We start from the raw sequence: 22,022 nt of genomic DNA on the forward strand, positions 1-22,022 counted from the left end.
CCACGCAAGTTATACTTACGTGGAGCTATTTTTATTCACTATTTTTCTGATCTCGCTGCCCTTCCCGGACGTTTGACACCAGTTGTTTCTGTTGAATAGGAAGCTTCAATTATAGCAGTTGGATCTACAGAGAGAACGAGATCTTTCATTTTCGGATAAATGAAACGGTTTGTAATACAATAAATGATTCTCTTATGTTCTCCTAAAAAACCACCTTCTCCATGTAGATACGTAACGGATAATTGCAATTCTTTCATAAGTAGATCGCCTATTTCTTTATTTTTACCAGAAATAATCATAACGCTCTTTCCTTGATTAATACCATCTAATATGAAATCAATCATCTTCGTAACAATATAGAAGATTGCTAATGAGAACATCGCTTGTTCGATTGAAAATAAAATCGCTACAAATGTGAAAATAACTGCATTTACAGCAAGTAAAAATGTACTAATCGGTACTTTAAAATGTTTGTTCATCCAAACTGCTAACATTTCTGATCCGTCTATTGCTCCGCCCATTTTAACAACAATCCCAACGCCTATTCCAAACAGTACTCCGCCATAAAGTACAATTAATAGTTCAGAAGTTGTAATCGCCGGAAATGGTTTTAAATAGATTAAGCCGAGTGTTGTAACAACATTTGCATAAGATGTACGGATGAAGAACTTCTTCCCCATTACTTTTGCAGTAAAAAGCAGGATAGGAATATTAAGTCCTAAAAACACTCCGTAAAGCGGTAATCCAGCAACTTTATTTGCCATAATAGCAATGGCCGTTACACCGCCATCTACTAATCCATTAGGTGCTAAAATAAGTTCTAATGAACCCGCTACAATAATTGATCCAATTGTTAATAATACGTATTCAAATACTCTTTTCATTCATTACCCCCAAAACTTATGTATTTTCTTAGTATTATTTTAACGTAATTTTACTACTAATTCAAAGATATGAGTTTATATACACAAAAGTTTCACCTTTACAGTGATTTTTTATGTAATTTATTTATAGAAACACACTTACATATTACAGTAAGTGTGCTCCAAACATTTATTTAAGTTTTGAGTATGAATTCATTTTCATTTTTAATATTTCATCAACTGCCCTATTATACCCACCAGCATTTCGAAGTGACTCTCCAACTTTACGACTATTTTCCTTAAACGTTACATCATACGTTACTTTCTCTACAGCTTCACGTAACGATTCAGAAGTTAATTCTTTACGATTAAGCCTTATTCCAGCTCCTACTTCACTCACTCGTTTCGCAACTAAAGGCTGATCTCCTGTTACTGGAATTACAACTAACGGGACACCGTAATATAGTGCTTCGCTCGAACTATTCATACCACCGTGTGTCACGAATACATCAGCATGCTGTAATATTTCTAATTGCGGCACGTAATTATACAACTTAAAGTTATTCGGAATGTTTTCAAATTGATTTATATTTATCTTCTTACCAACAACTAATACGACTGTCGCTTCTACATCTTTAAACGCTTCAAAACATTTTCCATATAGTTCAGGTTGTTCATTAAAAACTGTTCCCATAGAAATGAAAATCAATTTTTTATCTTTTAAATCTACCATAGGAAAGCTACCTACTTCTTTACGCGTAGCAATTGATGGGCCGACGAACTTATACGATTCATCGAATACATCTGAACGGGGCTGGTATTCTTTTGAAGTATATACGATAGTAATATCACCAGGATGATTCATAATATCATACATACTATTACATTTCATTCCATACTGCCTATTCCATTTTTCCATTCCCGCTAAACAAGATTGATATAATGGATTCGTTTCGTCTACTTGTCTTGATTCTTGTTCATCATTAAAAGTAATGTACTGATTAAAAGCAAATGTTGTACAAGAAGAAACGCTAGGTAATTTTAAAACATTGGCTATAATACGTCCTACGGGAAAATGATTATCGTATATCAAGTAATCGTACTTTTCCCCTTTTGTTTCTTCTACAATTTGAGTCACAATACGCTCTGATGCTTCAATCATATGAGATAGCATCGTCAAAGGACTCCCACCTTCATTTACTCGTTCCATAATATTGATTTGAGAGAGGAAATTCTCAAACACTCGGAGTTCTGCACCTGTTGCTTCAATCTTCTTTCTATAATCTTCAATACAATACGAAACAACTGTCTCCCCTCGCTGAATTAACTCACTTACAATAGCTAAAGTCGGATTTATATGACCTTCTCCAGGGAAATTTATTACGAGTACATTTGCCATCATATTCTCTCCTATCTAATATTATTAATAATTAATTATATTAATTAATTTAAAACTATTATAAAGGAATCTATTCTACTTCTTTATATTTTTCTCTTCATTTTATTATTGAGAAATATTTTTCATAACCAACTTTATGATACTTATAAAAGAACGCTTAACTCTTCATTTACTGAAAATAAGAGATTTACATTCGGGTGTTTTTACAGATTTATCATCAGAAATATTATTTTGATAATTCATACAAAAGTAGAAAAATATAATTTTCACACTGATTTCTCACTATAAATTTATTTAAGTTCTATGTTGTCCTCATCATTATCCACTTGGAACAAATTCTGTTATATAATGAATTTATAGAATTTACAGAAAAAGGAGCAACTTCATGCTACAACAACTATTCACTTCACCTATTTTATCTATTCAGGCTTTACACCCAGGTTATAAAGACCATGCAAGCGATGTGTTTCTCGTCCGAACAGAAGATGCAGAAGTCATCGTTCGTTCTTCTAAAATGAATGAAGAACCAAATAATGATTTTTGGTGGGGATGCAAAAACCTTTTTGGAATTGATCCACGGAACGTATATCATCTAGAAACTGTACATACATTGCTGCAAGAACATACTACTCTTCCCATCCCAACAATATTGGAAAAACATATTTTAAATGGCCGCGAATTCGTTGTGGTCGAAAAGTTAGTAGGTAACACAGTTCAATCTTTTATCAGGCAACCAGATACTACTTTATTCAGTCTAGGAAAAGGGCTTGCAGAAATACATAAATTTAAAGCCGATTACATAGGAAATGTGTCAGGCTCATTCCAAATTACACTTGAGGAATTCCAATCACACATTTTAAATGTGAGTAAAGAGCTTGTGAATATGTTTTATTCTGATAATGAAAGCATACAAAATGCATTTCCTACTTTTGAACAACAACTTTCTTCCTTACCAGCACCAAAGGAAGCGACGCTCGTTTTAATTGATATGGACCCTACTCAGTTTTTATCAGATGGTACAACTATTACGGGTTTAGTAGATACAGAAGCCTATGCAGTTGCTCCTCGAGAATTTGATTTTATCGGCTTAGAATATGTATTTACAGAAAAGGAAGCTCATGCTTTTAAACAAGGTTACGAAACCATTATGCCCATTCCTCGTCTTGAAGAATGTAGACCTCCCTATCGATATTTGTATCGATTATTATCTGTTCAGGGCAGTGTTGAGTTAGAAAAGTGGCTAAGTCATCCATCCTATTTTTAAATATGAATGTGAGGGATTATGAAATGTATATTGAACAAAAGAAATCTTTAACAGCAAACGAAATTCAGCAAATGAAAGATTTAGCTCATAATTGCGGGCAACACGATCAAATTGAATACTCGTCAGATTTACATATAAACTTTTTAACTACCCGTAATAAAGAAGAGATAAATGATTTTCTACTTTATGACGATACTCAATTAATCGGTGCATTAAGTATGTATGACTTTGAAAGACCGACAAAACTGGAGTTAATAGGGTTTGTTCATCCGAACTATAGGAAACAACATATAGGCACTACTCTTTTACAAACCGCAATGAAAGAAATACGAATAAGAGAGGCCGATGAATCTCTTCTTATTATGAATGGGGATTCTGCTTCTGGGAAAGAATTTGCAAAACATATGAAGTTACCCTATTTATATAGTGAATATAGTATGGTGTTCAAAGCAAAAGAAGTGCAAAAAACAAAAGAGAATACTATACAGCTTACTTTTGCATCTTCAGAGTCACTTCTTGATCTTATTGAAATTTCCAGTAAAGCCTTTGGAGATTCAGCAGAAAATACCGCTACATGGTTACAAAAGATGATGAATTCGCCTTTCCATCAAGTTTACAGTGCACTTATCGATGAAAAAGTGATAGGAACGATTACAGTTTCTGAGCAAGAGCAATCTACTACACTATCAGGATTCGCCGTTCACCCTTCTTATCAAGGTAAAGGATACGGAAAAGATATTCTTAGTTATATGGTACATACCCTTATTACAGAAGGAGTATCAACAATTGAATTAGACGTCGAAACGAAAAATAATAATGCTTTAAAACTATATACACAATGTGGTTTTGAAATTAAAACGAAGCATGACTATTATAATGTAATGAATTTTGAGGTGAATACATATGTCTAAAAAACTAATTTATTCTAATTATGATATTTTTGCATCCATTTATAATAAGCATTGGGGGCATTATGCTGAACACGCCTATCTACTTTTGGAAAAACTCGTTTTACAATATGCACCACCACATTCTCATATTTTAGATCTTTGCTGCGGGACTGGTCACCTTACTAAGAAATTAATTGATAATAATTTTGTAGTAACTGGTATAGATGGTTCTGCTCAAATGATTGAATACGCACGTCAAAACGCGCCAGACGCAGCCTTTATCGTTGATGATGCTCGCTATTTCAATATAAATGAGCAATTTCAATATGTTATCTCTACTGGCGATAGCTTAAACCATATTTTGAAATTAGATGAATTAAAAATTGTTTTTCATAATGTTTACTCCGTATTACATAGCAAAGGTACATTCGTATTTGATATGAATATGGAAAAAGGCTTTCTTGAAAATTGGAGTGCTTCATTTCATATTTCAGCGAATGAATATGTTTGTACGATTGATTCAACATATGATAATGAAAATAAAAAAGCAGACATGAACTTTATACTATTTCAACATGACATAGATAATAATTGGACAAGAAGTAACTTTTCTTTTGAAGAAGCTTGTTATTCCAATGAAGAAATAATTTCTTCGCTAGAATCCGTAGGTTTTAAAAACATTCAATTACACGGTACAAATAGAGCATTTTTCATTTGTCAAAAATAAAAAAACTGAATCATAACGATTCAGTTTTTTCTTAATATATTTACAACAGCAGTCGTTTCATTATTTTCTTTATAAACTCGCGGGATTCTTCTGTCTAACATACATGTAACTTCATAGTTAATTGTACCTAACATATCCGCTACTTCTTCTACCGCAATTTCTTCTTCGCCTTGTTTACCGTAGAATACTACTTCGTCGCCAACTTGTACTGGCATTGCTTTTGAAACGTCTAACATGAGCTGATCCATACAAACACGGCCAATAACAGGTACTCGAACTCCATTTATTAATGCATGCCCTTTATTAGATAACTGGCGATTATAGCCATCAGCATAACCAATCGGTACAGTTGCAATCCATTCTTCACCAGTCGTTACATACGTATTCCCATAACTTACACCGCGATTCTTCTTCGCATGTTTAATATGAGCTACTTTTGATTTTAACGACAACGCAGGCTGTAAAGAAACAACTGCATGATCTACCTCTTTTGAAGGATACATTCCATATATTCCAATACCTACACGGACCATATTTTGAAATGTATTGCTAAGTTCCATTGAACCTGCACTATTTGAACTATGAATATATGGAATATGAATTCCTAATTTTTTTGCTGCATTGACAGCTTTCTCAAATAAACTTGTTTGCATATTCGTATATGATTTATCAATTTCATCTGCCGTAGAGTAATGTGTAAACATTCCTACTACCTCTACATACTCCATACGGTTTAATTCTTCTAAAAATGGTTTAACCTCTTCTTCTTGTAAACCGATACGACTCATTCCTGTGTCAATTTTCACCTGAATGTGCGCTTTCTTTTGAAGACGGTTTGCGATTTCATTTATACCTTTTAAATCTTCACTTCTATAAACGGTCATCATAACGTCATATTGAATTGCCTCTTCAGCAGCCGCTACTGATGTATAGCCTAAAATTAAAATCGGCACGTTTATTCCTGCTTCTCTTAACTCTATCGCTTCATCTACAAATGCAACTGCAAGCTGATTTATTCCTGCTTCAATAGCAGCTTTCGCAACTTCAACTGCCCCGTGACCATACCCATTCGCTTTTACAGCAGCCATCATTGCAATATTTTCATCATTCACACGTTTTTTAAATTCTTTTACATTATGTTTTACTGCATTTAAGTCCACTTCAACAATTGTATCTCTTCCATATTTCAAACTCATTGGTCTAACTCCTAACTCAATAATTGCATTCCATTCTATTTCACGTTTCATATGACCTTTTACAATATAATACTTTTCAATATGCTAGTCAAACTACTAGAATTTTCGGAATTTTGAGTATGATATAATACTCTTAAGAAATTATTATATACGGAGATGAGGAGAATTACAATGTTTGTTCACTCTGCCTTGCATCAACTACAAATTGCTGTTGATACTTCTATTCAAATGCTTAACCAATACAATGAAGAAGATTTAAAAATATACCCCATTCACTCGAAGCGATCAGTATTTGAAATGTGTGCACATCTTTCTCTTATTTGCCATGCAGATTTACTCATTTTAAATGGTATTACGGAAAAAGAGTTACATACCTTTTATTTCGAACATACACCGGAAACAATTGCGTACATGCAACAAATAATGATTGAAGGATACAATCTTCTCTCTAAAACATTTCTTTCCTATTCCCAAGAAGAATTAGCAGAAGTTATGACTGCCTATTGGGGTGTTTCTTATTCTCGATTTGAATGGTTACTTGAAATTCTTTCGCATTTTTATCATCATCGTGGGCAAATTCATATTTTATTATGTGAGCATACGAAAGATCCTCGCATTCCTTTATTTGAGTGATTTTCCACTCATTCATTATCCAATCTACATATCATCAAATACGTGTTCATTATTTATAAATAGAGAAGCTATAAAACCAATAAAAAGTATCATTCCTAATAAAATAAACGTTTGAGCATAACTTCCTATTTTCATAAGATAAATAGAAATGATGGGTCCTATACTAGTACCTAAAAATAAAATAAAAGTATAAATGGAAACTGCTATTCCCCTTGCTTTTCCTCCTAATTGACCTACAAGAGAAACTAAAGACGGAACTGATATAGCAATACCTATTACAAAACAGACACTCATTATGACAAGTAGAGGCAGGTATGAAACAAAACCCATTGCACTTAGACTAATAATAGCGACCAACAATCCCCCCTGAAGAACTTTCCTTACTTCGAACCTCTTTGTTAAACGACCCGCAATCGGTGACAGCAACATACCAAACAGCCCCGCTAAGCGAAAATAAAGGATTTGTTCTGCAGTTAAAGTGTAAATAGGAGAGCTCAAATAATTCCCTAAAACAGTATACATATTAACAAAAGCCATTAATAAAACAAATGCAATCATATAGCTCATTACTAAGCTTTTATGTGTAAAAACTTTACCCATTTGTTTAATTGGTCCCAAAATATCAGTATAGGATTGAGATGTCTCTCCTTTCGGAAGAGAATAATGAACCCATACAGCAGTAATCATATAGACAATGCTAAGAAGAAAGAACACCATATGCCATCCAAAATGCTGACTAACAACCGTACTGATTACCTGCCCTACAATTCCAGCTACTAAAAAACCGGTACTAACAAATCCTATTGTTGTAACCTTTTTTTCTACTGGAAACATTTCTACAACGTAGGCTAACGCTACCGGAGAAAATGTAGCTGCTGCGATACCCTGTAATCCTCTAAGAATAACAAGCCAAAATAAACTCCCTACAAACCCTAAGGAAAAAGAAATAATCGACAGAGCAAGTAATCCAATGAAGATCACTTTTTTTCGCCCATATTTATCAGAGATTGCCCCAAATAACAAACAACCTATAGCAAAGCCAACAGAAAATATACTGCCTGTAGCTGCAGATTGTGCTAGTGAAGCATTAAAAAGGTCTGAAAATAGAGCAATTAAAGGGATTGTTACATATAAGCTAGACATAACTACCATACCCGACCAACATAATACAACGGTCATTATTGTGTAATTCTTTTCACTATTTATTTCCTTTCCTATTTCCATCATAATATCTCTCCCTTATTATAATTTTTTTATCCACTTAAAACCTCTAAAGTTAGTTAAACATATAATAAGGCAAGCTAATTATATTCTCAAATAAATAAGTTGATCCTCATAATCAACTTATTTACCTACCTTCTCCTAATTTCACCTGCATAGTTACTTGCATTTTATTTAATAGCTTCTCTAAAACTTGACGCTCTTCTTGATTAAAGTCTTCAACTAACGAAGCGCAAGATAACCAAAAAGTTGGTAAAGATTGCGTAACTAGTTCTTTTCCTTTCGGGGTAATTTTCACTTTTAATCTTCTTCGATCTTCAGAATGATGGAATCTTACAATTAACTCTCGTTTCTCCATCCAATCTAATAAACCAGTGACAGAAGCACGTGTTATCCCTAATCGACTCGCAATATCCGAAGGACTCATATTCACTTCTTCCCCATTTGATTCCATTTCACGCAAAATAAACAACAGTAAAAAATCTAGTTTACTTTCCGAAATACCAAGCGGAGCTAAATCTACGTCAACAGCATCAAGAACATTATCAGACGTCCATAACATTAACAAACCAAGTTTTGCCGCGATTGGATCCGTATCCGCTGATGCTGTCTTTTTTATTAGCTCTGCATACGGCCCAATCCCTAAAGGAAGAGAATCATTTTTCGAATTCATTCATCTTCACTCTCCTTTCCTTTTAGTTAATTAGCTTACCTAATTACTTTTCATTATACTCGCATTTTTCCTTTTATTGCAAGAATATTGTTAAACAAAAAATCCTGTCATTAAAACAGGATTTTTCAAACTGACTAGCTATTATCTTTAAATAATACGAAACTCCTTTAAGGCAAAGGAAATACCACCTTCACTCGCCTTCTTTGTAACGAAATCAGCTTTTGTTTTTAGTACTTCTCCGCCATTCCCCATCGCAATTCCTAATCCTACATATTGCAACATCTCAATATCGTTTCCACCATCGCCAAAAGCAATTGCTTCTGATTTACTAATGTTTAAATGCTCCAATACTTTTTGAATTGCAGTTAGCTTCGATACTTTATTATCTTCCAATACATTTATGACATAACCATGAAAACGGTCAAATGTAAGCATTGGGTATTTTTCAATAAACTTTTGCGATTCTATTTCATCCGCATACAGACATAAACAATAGACGTCTTCTGACAAATCCCTGCTTTTTTCAGGATACTTCCCTAAATGTAACGTCTCGCTAAGCGCTTGCATTACGCGCTCATTATCCCTGGCTATTCCATTCATTACAAATTCCTCTGTGAAATAAGAAATACCGTGACCATGTAATTCAGCAAACCCCGATATATCATGAATGATTTCACTTGAAAGTACTGATTTATGTATAACTGTTTCTCCACGCTTGATATGTGCACCATTTGCAGAAATAAACGTATTTATACCTAGTTCCTTAAATTGCGAGCATAAGCTATATGGTCTCCCTGTAGTAACAACTACATGAATCCCTTTATCTATTAATCTTTGTATCGCTTCTTTTGTACTATCGTGCATACTTCTGTCAATCTCACTTAAAAGCGTACCGTCAACATCAAAAAGCACTACTTTATACATAGGTTTTTACATCCCGTCCAAATGATTCGTATCATTAATGAAATGTATCGTTTTTTGTTCACCATCAATTTCAATTAAACTTATTCCCGTATCTCCCATTTTAAAATAATAATCCATTGAAATTGGCATTTTGAAAAACGCACGTAATAGACTATTTATTACACCACCATGTGCAACGATTGCAATTCGGTCATATGTATTGTCTGTCACGATTTTAGAAAAGATGCCTTCTATTCTCATTCTAAATTCAATAAATGATTCCCCGTTTTCAAATCGATCATGAAGAAACTTTGGCTCTGGATATTTTTTTGCCTCTTCAAATGATAAGCCAGCTTGTACCCCATTATTAAACTCCATTAGTTCCTCTTCTAATTGAATTGGGCATCCAATTCCTTCTGCTAACGTTTCACCAGTTTCGCGAGCACGTTTTAATGTACTTGCCCAAATGAAATCTGGCGGAAAATCTGCTTTCACTTTCTGTACAAGTCTTTGCACTTGCTGCCTTCCCTTTTCTGTTAATTCAAAGTCAGCTCGTCCTTCATGTACGTTTAAGATATCAGCTTCTGATTCTCCGTGGCGTATTAGTAGTATTTGCATGTTTATTCCCCCTTATCTCCTTAAAACCAAGACTAAATTTTAACATATTATTAAAACTTTTCAAAACAATAAAAGCAATTTTCATTCATATAAGAATGAAAATTGCTTTTATTACTAACTAACTTTCTTTTAAACTAGCTTTAGACTTTCCTCCTACTCCCCAATGCGAACTCGGGATTTCATTCACCAGAACACGCACTCTTTCAACATCTACATCTAAGTTTTTCGCAACCGCCTCTGTAACATCAAATATTAGATTTTGAATTTGCTCCTTCTTTCTACCTTCTATTATTTGAATTTGTATAATGGGCATTTTTATCTCTCGCTTTACCTTTTATTCACAAAACATCGCTATACTTCCTAAATCATCAAATTGTGCAATAATAGAATCTCCTGCTTTGAAAGCAATCGCTTCTGATAATGCTCCACTTAATACAATATCACCTTTCTTTAACCCTTCATTTTGTAAACCAAGTTTGTTTACCGCCCAAGCAATCGCCTCTGCTGGATGTCCCAGTACAGCTGCCCCCGTTCCAGTTGTAGCAATCTTACCATTCTTCGACATAACCATCCCTACATTAGCTAAATCTATATCTTTAACATCAATCCACTTACTTCCTAACAAAAATTTTGAAGATGAGCAATTATCTGCTATTACGTCAGGTAATGTAAATTTGAAATTTAAATACCTACTATCAATAATCTCTAAAGCTGGCGCAACATATTTTGTTGCCTTTAATACATCCTCAGCTGTCACATTCGTCCCTTGTAAATCCTCATCCATTAAAAAGGCAATCTCTGGTTCTACTTTTGGATGAATGAATGTTTCGTATTGTAATGGCTCCCATTCAAACGCTAACATATCTTCCAACAAATATCCGTATATCGCTTCATCAATACCCATCATTTGTTGTTTTGCCTTACTTGTTAATCCAAGTTTTACCCCAACTCTTTTAGAACCTTCGTTCATTTTTTGTTCAATTAAACATTTTTGCAATCTATATGCGTCATCCACCGTTAAATCCGGATGCTTATCTGTTACTTTCACTACTTCTTTTCTATCTTTTTCAGCCTGAAGTAAATAGTCAACAATTTCTAGATCTGCTCCTTTTACTAAAGCCATCTTTTACACCCCCATTTTTATCTTTGCTAATTCTGCCGCGACATCTAAAATCATATCCTCTTGTCCACCAACTACTTTTCTTTTCCCAAGTTCTATTAAAATATCACGGGCGTCTACACCAAAACGCTTTGCCGCTCTTTCAGCATGTAATAAAAAGCTAGAATATACACCAGCATATCCCATTACAAGACTTCCTTTTTGAATTTCTTGCGGTGCTGGCAATAAAGGTGCAACAACATCCTCAGCTAAGTCCATCATCTTATATAAATCTATATCTAGCTTATATCCCATACGATCTAAAACAGCGAGTAATACCTCTGTTTGGGCATTTCCAGCTCCTGCGCCAAGGCACCGCGCGCTTCCATCAATACGTGTCGCACCTTCTTCAATTGCCACCACTGTATTCGCTACTGCAACAGACAGATTATTATGACCATGGAAACCAATTTCGACATTTAAAGATTGACGTAATGCTCGAATACGTTCACGTACTTCGTGAGGCAATAAAGCACCCGCTGAATCCGTTACATAAATCGCCTCAGCACCATAGTCCTCCATAAGCTTTGCTTGTTCTACTAACTTTTCAACCGGTGCAGAGTGTGCCATCATTAAAAAGCCACACGCTTCCATACCTAACTCACGCGCAAATTGGATATGTTGTGCTGAAACATCTGCTTCTGTTACATGCGTCGCTACACGAACAAGTTTCGCGCCAATATTTGCAGCTTGCTTTAACTCATGAATCGTTCCAATACCAGGAATTAACAAAACAGCTACTTTAGCTTGCTTACACTCATCTACCGCTGCTTCAATCAACTTCATTTCATTAACTAATGACTTTCCATATTGTAATGTGGAGCCTCCTAAACCATCTCCATGACTCACTTCAATATAATGCATACCAGCCTCATCTAATGCTCTAGTTACAGATCGAACTTGTTCTTCTGTAAATTGATGTTTCATTACATGACTTCCATCACGTAAACAAACTTCCGTTATTTTCACTGGCCTTTCACTATTTCGCCTCATTCATTACACCTCTTTTCTTCTCTGAAATGATCCGCATTGCAAATTCTTCACCTACTTTTAATGCCGCTGCCGTCATAATATCTAAATTACCAGCATAAGGAGGAAAGTAGTCTCCAGCTCCTTCAACCTCTAAAAATACAGTCACACGATTCCCATCAAACATCGGCTCTTGTTTTAGAGAATAACCTGGAACGTATGCCCTAACTACTTCAACCATCTTATGAATTGCTTCACGAATAGAATCCTTATCCATATACTTAACTTCACAATATACTGTATCTCTCATTAAAATAGGAGGCTCCGCAGGATTTAATATAATAAGTGCTTTCCCATAATCTGCTCCGCCAATTTCTTCAATTCCACGCCTCGTCGTAATTGTAAATTCATCAATATTTGCCCTTGTACCTGGACCTGCACTTAAACTTGAAATAGTTGCAACTATCTCTGCATATGTAACATTTGCCACTTCATTAATCGCATGAACAATTGGAATCGTTGCTTGTCCTCCGCACGTAATCATATTAACGTTTTGCTTATCTACAAAATGATTATTTCGGATAGCAGGACAAACGAACGGTCCGCATGCAGCCGGAGTTAAGTCAATTACTATTTTCCCAAGCTCTCCTAATACTTTTGCATGATAACTATGCGCTTTAGCTGAAGTTGCATCAAATACAATATCAGCTAAACTTGGATTATCAATCATTGCTTGTATTCCATTATCAAAAACCTCGTATCCTGCTTCTTTTGCTCGCTTTAAACCATCCGATTTTGAATCTATTCCAATTATGGCATTTAGCTCTATGACTTCACTTTTTCTTAATTTATACATTAAATCCGTACCAATATTACCCGATCCGATAATAGCCGCCTTTACTTTCTCCACATTTATCCCCCCTTTTTTCAACGCTTTAAACTATATGAATGTTACAGAAACCGATCCAAGTAAACCGAAATCAGCTCGAATGTTGTCTTCACTTTGAACTGAAACAGCACCAGATAATGCGCCAGGTAAAATTAGTTCCCCTGCTTTCAATCCAATATTAAATTCATAAAGCTTATTAGCTAACCAAGCAATAGCTTGTGCTGGATGGCCTAATGCAGCCGCGCCAGCACCCGTTGCAATTAAACTATTATTTTTATAAAGTGTCATTCCAGTTGTACGTAAATCTACTTTATCGATGCTAGAGAATGTATGACCAATTACAACCTTCGCTGATGAGCCATTATCCGCTACTGTATCAGCCAGTTTAATTTTCCAATCAACAATGCGACTATCAATTATTTCAAGTGTAGGTACAACATACTTTGTTGCCATCAGTACATCAATGTATGTAATATTAGGCCCATTTAAATCTTGCTCTAACACAAACCCTATTTCTGCCTCTATTTTTGGGGATACAAAGGACCTCATTGAAACTTCACTACCACTTTCTATCTTCATATCATCTAGTAAATGTCCATAATCCGGCTCATTTACTCCAAGCATTTGTTGCATTGCAACACTTGTAAGACCAACTTTCTTGCCAATTATGCTACGTCCACTCTCTAACTTTCTCCCTACAACTTCAAGTTGAATATTATAAGCATCCTCAACAGATAAATTATCATATCTCTCAGTAAAAGGAAGTATCCCTACACGTGAATTTTCAGCTTGTACTAGTTCATCGGCTAATTCTCTAATTAACAATTGCTCTCACCTCATTTTTAAATTTATATATCCCTAAGTATTCCCATTGTAACTAACCCCCATCTATCTACTTTATTTCCATAAATATTAGATGGGAGCTCTTTGTACTTTAAGTTTAAACATCACCTTTATAATTTCATCGTTACTGTCTTAGCTTCCGTATAAAATTCAAAACTATGACGTCCACCTTCTCTACCAATCCCGCTTGCCTTCGAACCTCCAAATGGAGTACGTAAATCCCGAACATACCAACAATTAATCCATAGTAAGCCTGAATCAATTTGTGAAACCACTCGTTGCGCTCTTCTAAGATCATTGGTCCAAACAACTCCAGCTAGTCCATAAATGGAATCATTCGCAATGCGAATTGCATCCTCTTCCGTTTTAAACGGAATAACAACTAGAACTGGACCAAATATCTCTTCTTGCGCTACACGCATACTATTATCAACATCATATAGAATAGTAGGTTCATAAAAATTCCCTTCTACTAAACTCTTAACTCTTTTTCCACCATAGGCTAATTTTGCACCTTCCGAAATTCCTATTTCTACATAGCGATCAACCGTTTCTAAATGAGATTTTGATACTAGTGCTCCCATATCTGTATCTTCAGAAAGAGGGTTTCCAACTTTTATTCTTTGTACAGCTGCTACAAATTTTTCTAAAAACTGTTCATATACACTTTCTTGCACAAGTAATCTCGAACCAGCTAAACAAATTTCTCCTTGGTTCCGATATATAGCTTCAATCGATCCTTGTACCGCTTCATCTAAATCCGCATCTTCAAATACGATATTTGCTGATTTTCCTCCTAATTCTAATGAAACAGGGATTAAATTCTCTGCTGCATTACGCATAATTGTTTTTCCTGTATTACTTTCTCCAACAAATGAAATTCTTCTTACAGCTGGATGTGTAGTCATTGTTGTCCCAACAGTACTCCCTGGACCTGTAATAATATTAAGTACACCTGGTGGTAATCCTGCATCATTAGCAATTTCACCAAGCATAACTGCACTTAATGGAGTATAAGAGGCCGGTTTGACAACAACTGTATTACCAGAAGCAAGCGCGGCTGATGCTTTCCACGTCATTTGCATAAATGGCAAATTCCAAGGAATGATTAAACTTGTCACTCCCGCTGGAGCGTACTTTGCATATGACATAAAATTATGTTTGTCATAGTGCTCGTGCACCATATATTTAGCCATTTCAGCAAAGAAGCGAAAGTTATGAGCCGCGCGTGGTATATCGAATCCTTTACTTTCCTTAATTGGTTTTCCAACATCCAGAGTTTCTATATACGCTAGTTCATCCACACGTTCCATAATTAAATCCGACATTTTGCATAAAATATCCGATCGTTCTTCAACAGGCATTTTACTCCAAATGCCACTTTTAAATGTTCGTTCTGCTACATCAATTGCTCTTTTTGTATCCTCTTCATTTGCCTTCACTACAGAAGCTAACTTTCTATTCGTCGCTGGATTGAACGTATCAAACGTTTCACCACATACAGAATCCACATATTGTCCATCAATAAACAATTTCGCATCTTTTACTTTCATTTTGTCAGCTAATAATTCTTTGTTCACCGTCTTTCCCCCCTACTCCTCAATTTCTAAAACCATCTCAATTTCAATTGTTGTGTTATTAGGTAATTGAGCCATACCGACTGCAGAGCGGGCGTGTTTTCCCTTTTCTCCAAAAATCTCTACTAATACATCCGATGCCCCGTTCATTACTTTTGGCTGATTGATAAAATCCTCCGTACTATTTACAAAGCCAAGCAACTTTACAACTCGTTTCACCTTATTTAAATCACCTAGTTCATTTCTTACAACACTTAATAAATTCAACATGGATTGTCTCGCTGCTTTATATCCATCATCAATCGATATATCCTTTCCTAATTTCCCGTGATACTCATCTACACCTTGTCCAGCAGTAAATAATAAGTTACCTACCCTTACACAACTAACATAATTTCCAACTACTGGGCGAATAGCTGGTAGTATAATTCCCAACTCTCCTAATTTATCCTCAGGTGTTTGTACTCTCTGCATATGCTACACCTCGTTTTTTTATATCAATATTTAAAAATTCTGCTGCATTTCCCCCAAGCATTGCTGCTTTTTGTTCCTCGGATAAACCAGATGTTTCATCAATCACTCTACCCGGATCAATTTCTCGCAATAAAAATGGATAATCCGAACCCATGAAAATCTTTTCATGCCCAAATCTTTCAATCATATATTTCAAATTCATAGGATCATAATTTAAAGAGTCAAAATAAAATTTCTTTGCGTAATAACTAGGAGGATGTGTAGTCAAACGTAAATGAGGCCATACTTTCCAGCCTTGATCTAATCTTGGCAAAATATATGGAAAAGATCCGCCGCCATGCGCAAAACAAACTTTTAACCGTGGAAACTTTTCCATTATTCCACTACATATAAGTGTAGCTGCTGCAAGCGCCGTTTCACTTGGCATACCGACTGTATACATAAAATTATGGTGTGGCATTCTATCGCGTCCTAACGTTTCCCACGGATGGATAAAAATTGGAACTTGCCACTTTTCAGCCATTCGAAAGAATTCAATAAACGATGGATCATCTAAATTTTTACCATTTACGTTTGTACCAATTTCAATACCATGTAAATTTAATTCCGTTATGCAACGTTCCATTTCACGAATTGCAGTTTCTCCATCTTGCATCGGAACCGTTCCTAATCCTACAAAACGATCTGTATGTGCTGAAACTGTTTCTGCAATAAAATCATTTTGAATACGTGCCATACTTTCGGCTTCCTCTGGTTTTGCCCAATACGAAAATGTAACAGGGATTGGCGATAAAACTTGAATATCTACACCTTCCCGGTCCATATCTTCAATTCTTTTCTTAGGGCACCATACTTGGTCTGTCACATCACGAAAATTTTTCCCTCCAACCATAATACTTGCACCACATGTACAAGTCCGATTTAATATTGGCCAGCGACCGCCACCAAACTTCTCTTCAAAATCCGGAAAAGTTTCAGGAATAATATGTGTATGAAAATCTATTCGCACTTCCATTCCTCCACTTCTTCTGGCATAATGTAACCACAGTTTTTACATGCTCGAATTTCCTTATTTGAATTAAAACTATGAATTGCTTCTTTTACTTGTTTTTCAATATCATTTAATTGAACACGTACACGATGCATTTCATGATTACACTCGTCACAGAACCAAACGAAATCTTCAAGTTCTCCTTGGCTACGTTTTCTTTCAATTACTAGCCCAAATGTGTTAGCAACGCGGTGTGGTGAATGTGGTACCATAGCTGGCAGCATAAATACATCCCCTTCTTTTACTGTGACAACTTCCCGCTTACCTTCCTCTGTAATACATTCCACATAACATTCACCTTTAATTTGATAGAAAAATTCATCTGAAGGATCTACGTGGAAATCACGTCTTCTATTTGGACCACCTAATATCATGGCAATAAATTCTGAATCTTGCCAAATCACTTTGTTATTTACTGGTGGCTTCAATAACTCCTTATTCTCATCAATCCATTTTAGTAAATTAAAAGATTGCAATGTTTTAGACATATTATTTCCTCCTCATGATTCCTTTTTATTTATATCGTTTTAAAAGACCAACCGAGTAAAGAGCTAGACTTTTGCAAATCCCCACGATAGACATAATCTCTAATTCTCGTTGAAGATATTCGCTCACCTTCATCACAGCAAACATCTTTCACTAGAGAAATGTTGAAGTGTTCTCTTAGCAACTCAATATCTCCCTCACGATTTTTTCCAAACTTAAAATCTTGACCAATAAAAATTTCTACGGGGCTTAACCTTTTTATATCTTGAATAAAGCAACTCGCGCTTTTTGTTATATAAGACTCATCAAACCGAATTACAATCACATGTTCAACACCAAGGTTTTGAATACGTTTCACCTTCTCATCAATAGGCGTTAATACTTGCGCTCCTTGAAAATATGAGCGTGGTGGTGGATCAAATGTATACACAACATTTGTTATCTTTAATGCCGTTGCCTTCTCAACCGCATTTTTAATTACAGCTTGATGACCTTTATGCACACCATCAAATGCTCCAATTGAAACAATAGATTTCGTAAATTCAGGTATACACTGCTCATGTATATAAATGATACTCATCTCTTTTCTTCTAAAGTTAAATTTCCAAATAACCAAATTCCTTGGAAATCAAATTTGCCGTATTCATCACACTTTGAATTATGATTTCACGGTTACTTCCTTGCATATACGATATAGGTCCAACAATATTAAGCGCCGCAATGGTTCTCCCAGTATAAGATCGAATAGGCGCTGCAATCCCATACAGTCCATGCTCATTTTCGTTATCACTAATTGAATAACCTTGTTTACGAATCTTCTGTAACTCTGTCTGGAATTGTTTGACACAAGTAATTGTATTAGGCGCTCTTGGTAAAAGTCCTTTCTCTGAAGTATATTCTAAGGAAGATGAATTAAATGAAAGCAGTACTTTCCCTGTGCTTGTACAATATGCAGGTTCTCTTGATCCAACATGTGTTGAAATTTGAACGGACTCCTTTGACGAAACTTTCAATATAAATACAACATCACCACGATCAAACATACCGATATGCACAGTACCACTAAAATTTCTTACAAGCTCTTCAACAAGTGGAATGGCTCCACTATAAATCTCTTGCTGAAACATGACTTGATTTCCCCACTCTAACAATTTCCAACCTAATCTATATTTTCTTTGCTCATCTTGTATGAGCATTCCTTCTGCACACAACGTACGAACAAGATGGTGAACCGTACTTGCATTCATATTTAGCTTTTCCGCTATTTCCGAATTACCTAGAACTGGTTCATCACTCGTAAAACAATTTAGAATTTTGCAAATTTTACCGATAGAAGCGATCAAATCATTTACCTCCCCTATTCCAGTTACAGTTCTCAAGTTTTAGATATTGTTAAAAATATAAGAAGATTTACATCCTAACAGTAAAATTCTTGGTTTCCTCTATTGCTCCTTCCTTTTTAATCAAAAATGTAAGCGCGAACATTTTTGTTTAACTTAAGGCTCCTTCAGATGAACTCGATTGCAATGCATTGTTCACAAGTGAAAAAGTTTGTTGTTTTTTGTACGCATTATAAAACATTCCCATTTTACGCACCGGATCTCCAGAATAATAACGCTCATATTGTAATAACCGTTGTCCAAAAGCCTCACCACATAAGTCCCATGCTAATTTAAATAAACGAACCCGTTCCTCAGAAGATACTCCTTCACGCCCAATATAATATTTTTGCATATCATCTTGAATCTCGGGGTTCATAAAATCAGCACCTGTCGGTGACATTAATAATCCACCAGCACCTATTGTTTGAATAATCTCAATAGCACGCGGATACATCTTAGGTAATAAACTGCGTATTGTATCAAGCGGCAACCTCGCAGGAATAACTTCTCCATATGAATTCGTTTCATACTCATATTCAGCTACTTGCAGGAGAGCGCGTATCGTTTCAACATCTTGCATAAGCTCTGCTAACTGGTTTTGTACATTTAAAAATCCATCTACTCCAATCGAATCTGCTAATTTCATAGCTACTTCAGCTGCAAAAGATAGTTTTACTAACCCTCTTACCCCAGATTGATGGGCTGGTTGATGACCAATTCCGGTTTTAGGATACAATTGATTCCCAGCTTCCACACTTTGATAAATAAATACTTTATCCCACGGGATAAACACATTATGAAATACTAGTAATGCATCCATTTCCTCAAATCTTGATGCAAGTGGGTGATCAAATAAAGATCGTTTTCCATCTTGCATTGGCTCACGACATAGAATTCTTAGACCTGGTGCGTCAATTGGAACTGCAAAAGAAATTGCATGACGTTCATCACCTGGCTTAAAGCTTGGATAGGAATATATTATTACCTCATCCGTAATCGGCGCCAGTGTCGCTAACATTTTAGCACCACTAACATACATCCCTTCCGCTGTTTCACTTACTACCCCTAAATGCATTGTTTCATCTTCTTGTTGATGGGAAGCCTTACTCCGATCATTTTGTGGATTAATAATTGCGTGTGTTAAAAACAAATCATTATCCCTTATATGTTTATAATAATTTTTTATATTCGCTCCCCATTCTGGATTAAACTTCTCAAAAAACCACGAATTACTTGCCATCGAAGTAACCGTTACATTTAAAAAATCAGGTGTTCTACCCATTAAACCATAAGTAGCTTTTGCCCACACTTCAAATAATTCACGGCGTACTTTTAAATCCTCATAATTTTTCGGTACTAAAAATGCATTTGATACCCTTTCTCCTGTCTCTTCGCATATATGAGTAATCTTATCTTGATATTCTGGATTGTGCTGCATATCATATAAGTTCGCAATTTGTAAAATTGGTTCACGAAAAACATCTTCATTTACTACATCCGTTACTTTTCTTCCTCCAATCCAAATTTCAGGATTTCTTTTTCTCAATCCTTCAATATACTGTTCCCCTGTTTTAATTGCCATTCTTTCCCCTCCGATTTCCAATAATAATATACTAAAAAGTTTAGAAACTTCACTAGATGACTGAATTTTCAATTATTATACCAATTTTATTTTTTACAGATTCTCCTTTATTTCATATTATGAAATCTTAAAAATTTTTTAGTGCATATGAAAAAGGAAGGGTTTCCCGTCCCTTACTCATTTAATTTATAAATTAAAACAATGATAAAAAATAAAAAGAGAAATGGCATCCCATTTCTCTTTTTCATTCTTATTGTTCTTTTGGTGTATCTGAAGAAGGCAATTTCTTCGCTTGTTTTTCTTTAAAGATTTCTCCAATTGCCCCAAGAGTACCAAGTGTTTCAATTGCATTAGACGGAATAAAGACTTTATTTGCTGGTCCTTTCGCAACCTCAATCAATGATTCAAATGATTTGTAAGCAAGTACGCGTTCATCTAAATCTGCTGCACGAAGTAATTCAATTCGATTTTGTTCTGCTTTTGCAATTTCCTCAATCGCTCTTGCTTCCCCTTGCGCTTCTAGTTCTTTTGCTTCCTTTATACCTTCAGCTTCTCGAATACGTGCTTCTTTATCACCTTCAGCCATTAAGATTTTACTTTGCTTTTCACCTTCAGCACGAAGAACTTTATCTTGTTTTGCAGCTTCAGCTTCTAAAATAATCGCACGTTTATTACGTTCTGCTTTCATTTGTTTTTCCATCGATGCTTGCACATCTTTTGGCGGATTAATATCGACAACTTCAACACGTTCAATACGTACGCCCCATTTTTCTGTTGCTTCATCAAGTGCTAAGCGAATTTCTGTTGAAATTTTTTCACGACCAGATAACGTTTCATCCAGTTCCATTTTACCAATAATTTGGCGCATCGTTGCAGAAGTAATGTTACGAACACCATATTCATAGTTCGAAATACCATATGTCGCAAGTTCTGGTTCCACAATTTGATAGAAAATAATTGTATCAATTTCTACTTGTACATTATCTTTCGTAATTACCTTCTGCGGCGGTACATTCGTTTGCTGAATACGCAAGTCATGATATACACGAACGCGATCCACAATTGGTATTAATAAATTTAATCCCGGCTGCATAATACGTTGAAACTTACCAAATCTTTCAACAACCCCAACTTTTTGCTGTGGAATAATTTTAATTGTTAATGCGATAAATGTAACAACAATTAGTGCGAAAATAATCGTTAATGTCAATGCTACTGCCATA

24 protein-coding genes are annotated in these 22,022 nt (G+C 35.3%); 4 read left to right on the forward strand and 20 right to left on the reverse strand.

Features of this window, described 5'->3' with window-relative positions; genetic code table 11:
- Positions 1–38: 38 nt before the first annotated feature.
- Both QCI44_RS17915 and QCI44_RS17920 read right to left on the reverse strand, forming a co-directional pair.
- Positions 39–884, reverse strand: coding sequence for a YitT family protein (locus QCI44_RS17915; RefSeq protein ID WP_000831975.1), 846 nt, complete (start codon positions 882–884; stop codon positions 39–41).
- Positions 885–1,053: 169 nt separating this feature from the next.
- The gene (locus QCI44_RS17920) at positions 1,054–2,262 is read right to left on the reverse strand and encodes a macrolide family glycosyltransferase (RefSeq protein WP_033659673.1); all 1,209 of its coding nucleotides are present in this window, start codon (positions 2,260–2,262) and stop codon (positions 1,054–1,056) included.
- Between the two features lie 385 nt (positions 2,263–2,647).
- Here QCI44_RS17920 and QCI44_RS17925 point away from each other — a divergent pair, with 385 nt between their 5' ends.
- From QCI44_RS17925 to QCI44_RS17935, 3 genes are read left to right on the forward strand one after another with little or no spacing between them, the layout of a single operon-like run.
- Positions 2,648–3,526 (forward strand): nitrate reductase, encoded by an 879-nt coding sequence (locus QCI44_RS17925; RefSeq protein ID WP_098646171.1) that lies wholly within the window; start codon positions 2,648–2,650, stop codon positions 3,524–3,526.
- A gap of 23 nt (positions 3,527–3,549) precedes the next feature.
- A complete protein-coding gene (locus QCI44_RS17930) occupies positions 3,550–4,437 on the forward strand; it encodes a GNAT family N-acetyltransferase (protein ID WP_353811370.1) in 888 nt (295 codons plus the stop codon).
- The gene (locus tag QCI44_RS17935) at positions 4,430–5,143 is read left to right on the forward strand and encodes a class I SAM-dependent methyltransferase (RefSeq protein WP_098486404.1); all 714 of its coding nucleotides are present in this window, start codon (positions 4,430–4,432) and stop codon (positions 5,141–5,143) included. The genes QCI44_RS17930 and QCI44_RS17935 overlap by 8 nt, the downstream gene beginning before the upstream one ends.
- A gap of 20 nt (positions 5,144–5,163) precedes the next feature.
- On the opposite strand, the gene alr is transcribed toward QCI44_RS17935, so the two are convergent.
- Positions 5,164–6,339 (reverse strand): alanine racemase, encoded by a 1,176-nt coding sequence (gene alr / locus QCI44_RS17940; RefSeq protein ID WP_353811371.1) that lies wholly within the window; start codon positions 6,337–6,339, stop codon positions 5,164–5,166.
- Between the two features lie 171 nt (positions 6,340–6,510).
- Here alr and QCI44_RS17945 point away from each other — a divergent pair, with 171 nt between their 5' ends.
- Positions 6,511–6,972, forward strand: coding sequence for a DinB family protein (locus tag QCI44_RS17945; protein WP_098561058.1), 462 nt, complete (start codon positions 6,511–6,513; stop codon positions 6,970–6,972).
- A 24-nt stretch (positions 6,973–6,996) separates the two neighbouring features.
- Here QCI44_RS17945 and QCI44_RS17950 read toward each other — a convergent pair whose 3' ends face one another.
- The 17 genes from QCI44_RS17950 to QCI44_RS18030 form a co-directional block, all read right to left on the reverse strand.
- Entirely contained in the window at positions 6,997–8,196 is a 1,200-nt protein-coding gene (locus QCI44_RS17950) for an MFS transporter (RefSeq protein ID WP_098486465.1), read from the reverse strand.
- A 124-nt stretch (positions 8,197–8,320) separates the two neighbouring features.
- On the reverse strand, positions 8,321–8,866 hold the full coding sequence (locus tag QCI44_RS17955) for a MarR family winged helix-turn-helix transcriptional regulator (RefSeq protein WP_098486406.1): 546 nt from the start codon (positions 8,864–8,866) through the stop codon (positions 8,321–8,323).
- A gap of 147 nt (positions 8,867–9,013) precedes the next feature.
- Positions 9,014–9,790, reverse strand: coding sequence for a Cof-type HAD-IIB family hydrolase (locus tag QCI44_RS17960; protein WP_098486407.1), 777 nt, complete (start codon positions 9,788–9,790; stop codon positions 9,014–9,016).
- A 6-nt stretch (positions 9,791–9,796) separates the two neighbouring features.
- Complete coding sequence (locus QCI44_RS17965; RefSeq protein WP_098486408.1) at positions 9,797–10,387, reverse strand: histidine phosphatase family protein; 591 nt, start codon at positions 10,385–10,387, stop codon at positions 9,797–9,799.
- A 118-nt stretch (positions 10,388–10,505) separates the two neighbouring features.
- On the reverse strand, positions 10,506–10,706 hold the full coding sequence (locus QCI44_RS17970) for a 4-oxalocrotonate tautomerase (RefSeq protein ID WP_255287971.1): 201 nt from the start codon (positions 10,704–10,706) through the stop codon (positions 10,506–10,508).
- A 15-nt stretch (positions 10,707–10,721) separates the two neighbouring features.
- The gene (locus QCI44_RS17975) at positions 10,722–11,510 is read right to left on the reverse strand and encodes a 2-keto-4-pentenoate hydratase (RefSeq protein WP_098486409.1); all 789 of its coding nucleotides are present in this window, start codon (positions 11,508–11,510) and stop codon (positions 10,722–10,724) included.
- 3 nt (positions 11,511–11,513) lie between these two features.
- Positions 11,514–12,539: a 4-hydroxy-2-oxovalerate aldolase gene (dmpG, locus tag QCI44_RS17980; RefSeq protein WP_098561059.1), complete on the reverse strand. Its 1,026-nt coding sequence runs from the start codon at positions 12,537–12,539 to the stop codon at positions 11,514–11,516.
- Complete coding sequence (locus tag QCI44_RS17985; RefSeq protein WP_098561060.1) at positions 12,526–13,425, reverse strand: acetaldehyde dehydrogenase (acetylating); 900 nt, start codon at positions 13,423–13,425, stop codon at positions 12,526–12,528. Before QCI44_RS17985 ends, dmpG begins: the two co-directional genes overlap by 14 nt.
- Positions 13,426–13,455: 30 nt before the next feature.
- Positions 13,456–14,229 carry a 2-keto-4-pentenoate hydratase gene (locus tag QCI44_RS17990; protein WP_016088198.1) on the reverse strand — a complete coding sequence of 258 codons (774 nt, stop codon included), beginning with the start codon at positions 14,227–14,229 and terminating at the stop codon, positions 13,456–13,458.
- A gap of 128 nt (positions 14,230–14,357) precedes the next feature.
- The gene (locus QCI44_RS17995) at positions 14,358–15,827 is read right to left on the reverse strand and encodes an aldehyde dehydrogenase (protein WP_098561061.1); all 1,470 of its coding nucleotides are present in this window, start codon (positions 15,825–15,827) and stop codon (positions 14,358–14,360) included.
- Between the two features lie 12 nt (positions 15,828–15,839).
- Positions 15,840–16,298, reverse strand: coding sequence for a RidA family protein (locus QCI44_RS18000; protein ID WP_098561062.1), 459 nt, complete (start codon positions 16,296–16,298; stop codon positions 15,840–15,842).
- Positions 16,276–17,313, reverse strand: coding sequence for an amidohydrolase family protein (locus QCI44_RS18005; RefSeq protein ID WP_098561063.1), 1,038 nt, complete (start codon positions 17,311–17,313; stop codon positions 16,276–16,278). The genes QCI44_RS18000 and QCI44_RS18005 overlap by 23 nt, the downstream gene beginning before the upstream one ends.
- On the reverse strand, positions 17,298–17,837 hold the full coding sequence (gene nbaC / locus QCI44_RS18010; RefSeq protein WP_016088202.1) for a 3-hydroxyanthranilate 3,4-dioxygenase: 540 nt from the start codon (positions 17,835–17,837) through the stop codon (positions 17,298–17,300). Before nbaC ends, QCI44_RS18005 begins: the two co-directional genes overlap by 16 nt.
- A gap of 29 nt (positions 17,838–17,866) precedes the next feature.
- Positions 17,867–18,415: an FAD synthetase family protein gene (locus QCI44_RS18015; protein ID WP_098561064.1), complete on the reverse strand. Its 549-nt coding sequence runs from the start codon at positions 18,413–18,415 to the stop codon at positions 17,867–17,869.
- 16 nt (positions 18,416–18,431) lie between these two features.
- The gene (locus QCI44_RS18020; protein ID WP_353811372.1) at positions 18,432–19,178 is read right to left on the reverse strand and encodes an IclR family transcriptional regulator; all 747 of its coding nucleotides are present in this window, start codon (positions 19,176–19,178) and stop codon (positions 18,432–18,434) included.
- A 148-nt stretch (positions 19,179–19,326) separates the two neighbouring features.
- Entirely contained in the window at positions 19,327–20,799 is a 1,473-nt protein-coding gene (locus QCI44_RS18025) for a 4-hydroxyphenylacetate 3-hydroxylase family protein (protein ID WP_353811373.1), read from the reverse strand.
- A gap of 250 nt (positions 20,800–21,049) precedes the next feature.
- Positions 21,050–22,021, reverse strand: coding sequence for an SPFH domain-containing protein (locus QCI44_RS18030; RefSeq protein ID WP_000257392.1), 972 nt, complete (start codon positions 22,019–22,021; stop codon positions 21,050–21,052).
- Between the last annotated feature and the right edge of the window lies 1 nt (position 22,022).

The sequence above is a fragment of the Bacillus cereus group sp. RP37 genome (genome assembly GCF_040459695.1).
In the GTDB taxonomy this organism is placed as follows: Bacteria; Bacillota; Bacilli; order Bacillales; family Bacillaceae_G; genus Bacillus_A.